The organism is Rhodospirillales bacterium (assembly GCA_014323865.1).
GTDB lineage: Bacteria > Pseudomonadota > Alphaproteobacteria > SP197 > SP197 > SP197.
In genome coordinates this window covers 236284-245467 of the sequence record JACONG010000016.1, presented here as the reverse complement: position 1 = coordinate 245467, position 9184 = coordinate 236284, and the positions used below count along the sequence as shown (strand labels likewise).

At 63.6% G+C, this 9184-nt stretch carries 7 protein-coding genes; 5 read left to right on the top strand and 2 right to left on the bottom strand.

Annotated elements, in window-relative coordinates:
* A partial coding sequence (locus GDA49_10065; GenBank protein MBC6440731.1) for a sulfotransferase occupies window positions 1-987 on the bottom strand: 987 nt, incomplete at its 3' end.
* A 465-nt stretch (window positions 988-1452) separates the two neighbouring features.
* Here GDA49_10065 and GDA49_10060 point away from each other — a divergent pair.
* The gene (locus tag GDA49_10060; GenBank protein ID MBC6440730.1) at window positions 1453-3408 is read left to right on the top strand and encodes an acetoacetate--CoA ligase; all 1956 of its coding nucleotides are present in this window, start codon (window positions 1453-1455) and stop codon (window positions 3406-3408) included.
* Window positions 3409-3455: 47 nt separating this feature from the next.
* Here the strand turns inward: GDA49_10060 and GDA49_10055 are convergent, their stop codons facing one another.
* Complete coding sequence (locus tag GDA49_10055; protein MBC6440729.1) at window positions 3456-4484, bottom strand: asparaginase; 1029 nt, start codon at window positions 4482-4484, stop codon at window positions 3456-3458.
* Window positions 4485-4893: 409 nt separating this feature from the next.
* On the opposite strand from GDA49_10055, the gene GDA49_10050 reads away from it, so the two are divergent.
* The 4 genes from GDA49_10050 (at window position 4894) to GDA49_10035 (ending at window position 9180) form a co-directional block, all read left to right on the top strand.
* On the top strand, window positions 4894-5478 hold the full coding sequence (locus GDA49_10050) for a hypothetical protein (protein ID MBC6440728.1): 585 nt from the start codon (window positions 4894-4896) through the stop codon (window positions 5476-5478).
* Window positions 5479-5611: 133 nt separating this feature from the next.
* On the top strand, window positions 5612-6751 hold the full coding sequence (rlmN, locus tag GDA49_10045; protein MBC6440727.1) for a 23S rRNA (adenine(2503)-C(2))-methyltransferase RlmN: 1140 nt from the start codon (window positions 5612-5614) through the stop codon (window positions 6749-6751).
* Between the two features lie 357 nt (window positions 6752-7108).
* Window positions 7109-8350: an ABC transporter substrate-binding protein gene (locus tag GDA49_10040; protein ID MBC6440726.1), complete on the top strand. Its 1242-nt coding sequence runs from the start codon at window positions 7109-7111 to the stop codon at window positions 8348-8350.
* Between the two features lie 92 nt (window positions 8351-8442).
* Window positions 8443-9180 (top strand): ABC transporter ATP-binding protein, encoded by a 738-nt coding sequence (locus GDA49_10035; protein MBC6440725.1) that lies wholly within the window; start codon window positions 8443-8445, stop codon window positions 9178-9180.
* Window positions 9181-9184 lie beyond the last annotated feature (4 nt).

Below are 9184 nucleotides of genomic sequence, written 5' to 3'. Positions count from 1 at the left end.
GGGGGGGGGGGTGAATACATCTCCGGCGCTGCGATAGCCCGGCCACGGAAGAGGTCGTCCGAGGAGCTGCTCGAGACTCTCGATCTCGTCGCGAAAGAGGTCCCGCAGTCTGGCCTGGACTGCTTCATCGGGCGACGGCTTGTTGTCGTGGGAGAGCATGAGACGGTAGACCCACCTGCGCAGGTCCCTGCGGCGCTGTGGCGGCAACAGGAGCTTCAGCCTGATCAGCCCGGACGCGCGAATGGCGCTCCAGGTCCTCTGCACCCAGGTGATCTTCTTGTAGCGATTGACCGCCGCGAAGTTGACGTCGACATCCGGATCGACGCCGAGGAACCGGCAGATCTCACGAAACGTATCGGTCGTGTCGCGCCTCATCTCCTCCTGGAACAGGACGAGCACCCTGTCCCGGTCGAAGATCCGGAAATAGCGCTTCAGCTGTTCGGAGAACATGCAGACATCGACGTACTGTTCGTTCTCCGGACGGGGTGAGCCATCCTCAGCCTGCCGATCCGCTGCGATCAGTTCTTCGAGTGACCCATAGGCATGACGATAGCCCATGTACCGCCGCTGGTTCTGCATTGACGTCAGCAGGTCGACGGGGTCCCGAAGGAGCGCGATGACCCGGGCCTCGGGATTGGCGTCATGGATCTCCCGGGCAGCAGACTTCGACTTCAGGTTCAGGGCCGTTGTCTCGCCGAGGATCTGGCCGGCGCGTGCGCCCGCGAAATACGCGAGATAGGCCTCTTTGCTCTGCTTTTCTGTGGGTTTGGCAAGCATATCACTGCCGAAATAACCCAACTCTGTGAAGTCCTTGACAGAGACATCAAGGGAGCTGTTGTCGAGCATCGCGACCGCCTTGACATCCAGGCTGTCATCCTTCCGTCCCATGTAAATCTGCGGATGCTGCATGAGATAGAAGGTGAGGGCCGTTGTCCCGCACTTGGGAGCGCCGACAATATAAAAGTCGGGGAAGCGGGCTTCAGCCATGGTTCCTTGTTCTCGAACGGGTTTTATATTTGTGTTTCGAGAGCGGATGCACCGCAATCGAGTCGGGCTTCCGGGAAGGTGGAGGGTTGTGCTGTCAATGTTGACTTTCGCACGGCCAGGATACGGGGGGTCAAGTGTGGCGAACGATCGAAGATCAATGTCCCACCGCGCAGGTCACCGCCACATCCTCCATGGAGGCCGTGCGGAAGCCGTGATACGCAGCAGTTTCGATCGTGAAGATGACCTCTAAAAGAATGACATTGCAACAGTCAATAAAGGTCCTGGGCTTTCGGGCTTGCGACAGCCGGTTGAGCCGGAGCATGGCGGACATGGGCCGGACGAATCGCAGGGAAAGCCGGGATCTCGGTCCGCAGAGGCAGAGTGTGAGTCAAAGTGTTACAGGATGCCGGATCGTTGTGGCTGCCGCCGCTTGTCCGGGATGACGGCAGTTGGGGGGATGATCCCATGAACGAGATTCTCTGGACTCCCGATCCCGCACGCGTGGCCGCGTCGGCCATGACACGTTTTCGCCATCTCGCGGCGAGCAAGAGCGGGCGCGACCTGCCGGACTACGACGCTCTGTGGCACTGGTCGGTCGAGGACCGCGAGGGCTTCTGGTCCCTGCTCTGGGAGTTCTGCGAGGTCGTCGGCTCCGGGCAGGGCGCGGCGATTTTGGAGAACGGCGATGCCATGCCCGGCGCCCGCTGGTTCCCGGAGGCGCGCCTGAACCATGCCGAGAACCTGCTGCGCCGCCGCGACGGTTGTGAGGCTGTCGTCTGCTGGCGCGAGAACGGCACGCGCAGCGTCATAACCTTCGCCGAACTCTACGACACGGTCGCCGCCCTGCGCGCATGGCTCGCTGCGAATGGCGTGGGCGAGGGCGACAGGGTCGCGGGTTTCCTGCCCAACCTGCCCGAGACCATCGCCGCCATGCTGGCGACCGCGAGTCTGGGTGCTGTCTGGTCGTCCTGCTCGCCTGACTTCGGGACGCAAGGCGTGCTCGACCGCTTCGGCCAGATTGAACCCAGGGCGCTGGTCTGCGCCGATGGCTACGTTTACGGCGGCAAGACCTTCGACAGTCGTCCGCGCGTCGCCGGGATCCTGGCCGCGATGCCCGGCATCGAGGCGATCGTCGTCGTGCCCCATGTCGAGGTCGACCCCGATCTCTCAACGCTGCCCAACGCCGTCTCCTGGGACCAGGCGACCGCCCGGGTGCCGGCCGGCGACATCCCCTTCAACCGGGTGCCGTTCGATCACCCGCTCTTCATCATGTATTCGTCGGGCACGACCGGTGCGCCGAAGTGCATCGTGCACGGTCACGGCGGCACCCTGCTGCAGCACCTGAAGGAGCATCGCCTGCACTGCGACCTGCAGCCCGGCGACCGCATGCTCTATGTCTCGACCTGCGGCTGGATGATGTGGAACTGGCAGGTCTCGGGCCTCGCCATCGGTGCCACGCTGCTGCTCTACGAAGGCAACCCGGTGCATCCCTCGCCACAGGTCCTGTGGGACTTCTGCGAGCAGGAGCGCATATCGGTCTTCGGCACCTCGGCGAAATACATTTCGGCGATCGGGAAGGCGGGTGTGAGGCCGCGCGAAAGCCACGATCTCTCGCGTCTCAGGCTCGTCATGTCGACCGGCTCGCCGCTGGTGCCCGAGGGTTTCGACTATGTCTATCGCGACGTGAAAGAGGACGTGCAGCTCTCGTCGATCTCCGGCGGCACCGACATCATCTCGTGCTTCGCGCTCGGCAATCCGGTGCTGCCGGTGCGCAGGGGCGAGATCCAGTCGCGCGGTCTCGGCATGGCCGTCGACGTCTTCGGGGACGACGGCACGGCGCTGCCCACGGGCGAAAAGGGCGAACTGGTCTGCACCCGGCCGTTCCCGTCGATGCCCGTCGGGTTCTGGAACGACCCCGATGGCGCGCGGTATCACGCGGCCTATTTCGACGTGTTCGACAACGTCTGGCGTCATGGCGACTGGTCGGTCGTGACCGAGAGCGGCGGCATGGTCATCTGCGGCCGCTCGGACGCGGTGCTGAACCCCGGTGGCGTGCGCATCGGCACAGCGGAAATCTACCGCCAGGTCGAGCAGTTCGACGAGGTGCTCGAAAGCCTCTGCATCGGCCAGGACTGGGACGACGACGTGCGTGTCGTGCTCTTTGTCGTGATGCGTCCGGGCCATGACCTGACCGACGACCTGATCGACGCGATCCGTCAGAAAATCCGCACCAATGCCTCGCCGCGCCACATGCCCGCCAGGGTCATCGCCGTGACCGACATTCCGCGTACCCGCTCGAACAAGATCAGCGAGCTCGCCGTGCGCGACATCGTCCACGGCCGCCCGGTGAAGAACACCGGGGCGATGGCCAATCCCGAGGCGCTGAAGCTGTTTGAGGGGATCGAGGCGTTGAAGGGTTAGAGCATGTCCCGATCAGCCCGGATCGATCTGCGAGCCGCTCCTGAGTGCTATCCGCTCCGGGCGCTCAGCGTCCCGGCGGCTCTCAGTTCGCCGGTCCGTGTCCCCGCCCAGTTGTGCTGCTGCGGCTGTCGCCAGGCGGCGAGAGACTGCCACGTCGCGTCGTCGATCGCGCCAATGTGGCGCAGGACATGGATCACGGCCACCTCGGCGGCGCGGCCCGCGCCGTCGGCGATCTTGAGTGCGATGCCCCAGCCCTTCCCGGGCCACGCTGCCGCGTAGACGCCTTCGGCACCGCCCTTCACGACAAACCGGCCCTTGCCGGCCCGGTTGAGGACCGAACACGTCCGTCCGGCACCGGCGATCATCAGCGGGTGCGCGGCCATGGCGGCGACGATGGCGCGGCAGGCCTGTGCGCGGCCATGGCTGAGACCGGAGGGATCGGCAAGCCGTGCCATGCCGGTCGCGAGACCGACCAGCGGCATGGCGATGGAGGGGACACCACAGCCGTCGGTGCCGAGATCGGCGGTGGCGTGATCGGTGTCGCACATCTCGGCCATGGTGCGGCACACGGCCGCCTGGGCCGGGTGGTCGGCATCGGGATAGCCAGCAGGGTCGACGCCCATGTGCCTGCAGATGGTGAGAAAGCCGGTGTGCTTGCCCGAACAGTTGTTGTGCTCGCGCCCGGCCTCGCAGCCTGCACGCAACAGGTCGCGCAGAACGTCCCTGGTGCGCGGATCCTGCGGGCCGCATTCGAGGTTCGACGGTTCGAGCCCGATGCGGCTGAGCCAGGTGCGCACCGGATCGGTGTGGATGGGGTCGCCCGCATGGCTCGCACAGGCAAGCGCGAGCTCTTGCGGGCTGACGTCGAAGGCCTGCATCGCGCCACTTTCGGCCATGACCAGCGCCGACTGGATCGGCTTGATCGCCGAACGCGGGAACATGACGAGGCCGGGGTCGCCCAGGCTCCACATCACGGTGCCCCTGGCATCGCAGACCACCGCCACACCGGCATGGCGGCTCTCGGTGGTGTTGCCGCGAATGACCTCGATCAGGACAGGCAGCGCGTCGTCGTGCATGGCTGGGGCTCCCTGGAGCATATCCCCCGTTCAGATCGTTCAGATTGATTCGATCTGAACGGGTGAAGATGCCCCGGGTCTTCAGATGCAGAGCGGATCGCATGCGATCCGCTCTGGTGAGGGCATCCGGGTAGGGCAGGGCCACCCGGCGGTCAAGCCGCTCTTGTCCCGGTCGGCCGGTGTCGGCATCCTGAGGGATGCGGGGTTACTTCGGCATTCGGTGTTGAGGGCATCGGGCAGCACGTCCACGGCGGGCGCTTTGTCAGGATAAGGACGGTGACCGGCGTCACAGAGGAGAGGCGTCACAGGGGAGATCGGTCCATCCGTGCGTGTCAGGCGCAACAGGTTTCGCCCGCTCCCTGATTTCGCATTGCCCTGTTTTCGCCGCCTTCATTGGGTTAATGTCCGCATGGCGCACAGCGATCAGATCTCACACGACGACAGTCTCGACGACGATACCGGGGCTCAGGACATGACCACTCTTTCACGTTCGATGTTTTTCTTCATTCCCTGTCTGGTCCTGATCGTGACGGGCTGGCCCGCGAATGCGCAGGAGCCACGGACGCTTGGCACCTATCGCGACTGGTCGGCCTTCGCCTATCAGGACGGCAGCATGCGCGTCTGTTACATCGCCACCGAGCCGACCGACTCGCAGGGCAACTACACGCAGCGCGGCGATGTCTGGGTGCAGGTCACGCACCGGACGCCGGGTGGCAACCGCGACGTGATCTCGATCATCGCAGGCTACAACTACGAGGAGGAGTCGCCGGTCACCGTGACCGTCGGCGACAGGAGCTTCGAGCTGTTCAGCCGGGGCGACACAGCCTGGACCTACACCGAAGGCGACGATCGCAATCTCATTGCGGCGATGAAGGCCGGCGTCGACATGACCGTGAAGGGCCGCTCCTGGCGCGGCACCGACACGACCGACACGGTCTCCCTGCTCGGCTTCACCGCGGCCTACGAGACGATCAGCCGGGCCTGCGTGAACTGATCCCCAAGCCCGCACCATCTCGCGCCATCTCAAGGCTCGCACGCGCTCGCACCAGACCGCACCTCGACAACGTCGGGTCGGGAACGCGCCCGTACCGTCTGGTTTTCCGGTGCGCCGGCACCATATCGGCGCCATGACGGATACGGCGGCAACCATCGACACCACGACCATCGACACTCGCAAGAACCTGATCGGCCTTTCGCGCGACGCGCTCGCGGCGGAGGTTGACGCTCTGGGCGAAAAGCCGTTCCGCGTGAAGCAGCTCTGGCACTGGATCTACCATCGCGGCGTCACCGACTTCGCCGCGATGACGACGCTGGCCAGGCCGCTGCGTGAGCGTCTGGCGGCGACCTGTGTCCTCAAGCGGCCCGAGGTGGTGCGCCACCAGGTCAGCGAGGATCGGACCCGGAAGTGGCTCCTGAAGGCCGGGGGCGGGCACCTGATCGAGAGCGTTCACATTCCGGAAGAGGACCGCGGGGCGCTTTGCATCTCGTCCCAGGTCGGCTGCACGCTGACCTGCACCTTCTGCCATACCGGCACCCAGCGCCTGGTGCGCAACCTGGAGCCTGGCGAGATCGTCGGCCAGTTCATGCTGGCGCGCGACCACCTTGGGGAATGGCCTACGCCGACCGACGGCGGTCGCCTGCTTTCGAACATCGTCATGATGGGCATGGGCGAGCCGCTCTATAACTTCGAGAACGTCAGGACCGCGCTCAGGATCGTCATGGACGAGGAGGGCATCGCACTCTCGCGCCGCCGCATCACGCTCTCGACCTCGGGTGTCGTGCCGATGATGAAACGCTGCGGCGCGGAGCTGAATGTCGACCTCGCGGTCTCGCTCCACGCCGTCACCGATGAGATCCGCAACACGCTGGTGCCGCTCAACAGGAAATACCCGATCGCCGAGCTGCTCGACGCCTGCCGCGCCTATCCCGGCGCGTCGAACGCCCGCCGCATCACCTTCGAATACGTCATGCTCAAGGGCGTGAACGACAGCGATGCCGATGCCCGAGCCCTGGTGCAGTTGCTCAAGGGCATCCCGGCGAAGGTGAACCTGATCCCGTTCAATGCCTGGCCGGGCGCGCCGTTCGAATGTTCATCGAACAACCGCATTTCCGCGTTCGCGAGGATCGTGAACACCGGCGGCCTCTCCGCCCCTGTGCGCCGCCCGCGCGGCCGCGACATCCTGGCCGCCTGCGGTCAGCTCAAGTCCGACACCGTCAGGAAGCGCAGGAGCGAACTGTTGCGCGAGCAGGCCGAAGCGGCCGCCTGACCGTTCAGTCCCGCAGGCGTTTCGGAAAATCCCGGGCGGCGCAATTGAGGTGCCGCTTCCCGGAAACATCCGACAAGATTGATGCGGTCAAACATCGCCTGCCGCGCTGCCCGGACGACGGATCGTGGTGACGGTGATATCCGGGACATGTTGGCACCGATTGTCGGGCGCGAGGAACCGGAGGCACTTGGGCAGTGTGACGGGGGCAACGTGACGGGGGCAGCGTGACGAAGAACACCCGGACCGGCAGCGCGTCAACGCAAGACTCCGCAAACCTTGCCGGTTGTCAGCCGCCCGTCGCCATCGTACCGTACAATCGCGAAACGGGTGCAATCACCACAATGGAAGGGTAAGCAAATGCGACACGGTCAGTTGCTCCGGTCAACGGGTCTGGCGGCCTTCATGACCTTGATGACGCTCGGTGCGGCTTCAGCGGAAACGGTAAAAATCGGTGTCCTGGCACCGCTCACCGGAGCAACAGCCTCGGATGGGGAAGAATTCATCCGAGGTGTGGAATGGGCCGTGGAAGAAGCGAACGCCAGGGGCGGCGTTGCGGGCTACATGTTCGAAATCGAAGTGGCCGACGTGAAAGATCACTCGGCCGCCAATGTGTCCAGCGCGGTTGAACGGCTGTTGGGCACGGATGGCGTCGAGGTGATCCTGACCGGCTATGCGTCGCTGTCCATGTTCGAAGTCGATCTGATGGCTGAAGAGAACATGCCCTATATCGCAGCAGGCCCCAGCCCGGGGTTTGCAGCCATCGTGAGCCAGGACCCGGACGCGTATAACTGCTGCTGGTCCTACACGGCGTCGTTCAAAGGCTATGAGACCGATGTTTTGCCGATGGTGCAGGAGCTGGCGGATGCCGGCAACGTCAGCATCGACAACAAGACCGTGGCAATCATCAGTTCGGACAATCCCTATTCCAGGACGATTTCAGAAGGGATGAAGGTCAGTTTTTCCGAAGGCGGCTGGGACGTGGTCGTTGATGAGTTGGTTCCGTTTGGCGAAGTGAGCGATTGGAAGGTCATCCTGGCCAAAGTGAACCAGGCGAACCCCGATCTTGTGATCAACACGGATTATATCCCCGGCAATTCAGCGCTGTTCCTGAAACAGTTCCTGGAAAATCCGACCGACAGCCTGGTGTTCTTGCAATATGCACCATCTGTGCCCGAATTCGTCGAACTGACCGGCGCACAATCGAACGGTGTTCTTTACAATCTGATCAACGGTCCCCTGGATACCCCCAAATGGCCGCGTGGGCAGGAACTGATGCAGCAGTACCGTGACAGGTTTGGTCTCGAATCCGGGGCCTATGGCGTCGGCTTGTATGAGATGGCCAACATGTACTTTGCCGCCCTGGAAAAGGTGGGCGATCCAACAGATCACGATGCCATCGGCAGCGCCATCGGCGAAACCAGGGTGGCAACAGTTGCGGGCAATGTGGAGTTTGACCCGGAAACCCACGTGGCGCTGCAAAGCAACGATCATGTGCCGGTGTCGTTCTGGCAGCTTTGGGATGGCGAGCGCACCATGATCGGCCCGGCTGTCTATGCCAATGGCACGTTCCGGCTTCCGCCCTGGATGTCCGGTAACTGAGACAGCCTTGCACCCGTCGCCGTCGATACGGTGGCGGGTGCACAAGGGCTCTGCTAGGGGCATGATGACTTGTGGGGCATGACTTGGGGGGCATGACCGATCCTGTTCTCTCCGTGCGTGGCATGTCCAAGCGCTTTGGCGGCCTGCAAGCCGTTCAGGACGTCACGTTTGATGTGTCGCCCGGGCAGATCTTCGGGATCGCAGGCCCCAATGGCAGCGGCAAAAGCACGCTGTTCAACATCATCACGCGCATCCCCTTCGGTGCCACAGCTGGCTCGGTGCTGCTGGCAGGTCGGAACATGCAGAAGCTGAGCGCCCATGCCATCGCACTGGCCGGGATCGGGCGCACCTTTCAGCGCGAAAACATCTTTGCCGCACTCAGCGCCATAGACAATGTGCTGGTCGCAGTTGAAAGTTCAGCGCGCGCGCTGAACTTTACCCGGAAGGTCACACGCGCCGGGAAAATGCTCGACCTGGTTGGGTTCCCACCCACCATGCACAACATGAAGGCGGGCAATTTGCCAGTCTACTACCGCAAGCTGCTGATGATCGCGTCTTCCTTGGCCCTTGAGCCGCGTGTTCTCTTGATGGACGAACCTGCCTCAAGCCTGACCGGCCCCGAAATCGACAACATGAAGGACGTGATCCTCGCGATCCGGGGCGAAGGGATCGCAATTGTACTGATCGAACACGTTCTGTCGCTTCTGATGGAGGTGTCAGACACATTGCTGGTGCTCGATCAGGGCAAGGTCATCGACCAGGGCTTGCCAGGCGACGTCATCAGGAACCCGAATGTGGTCGAAGCCTATCTGGGAGGGGCCCACGTCTGAACCA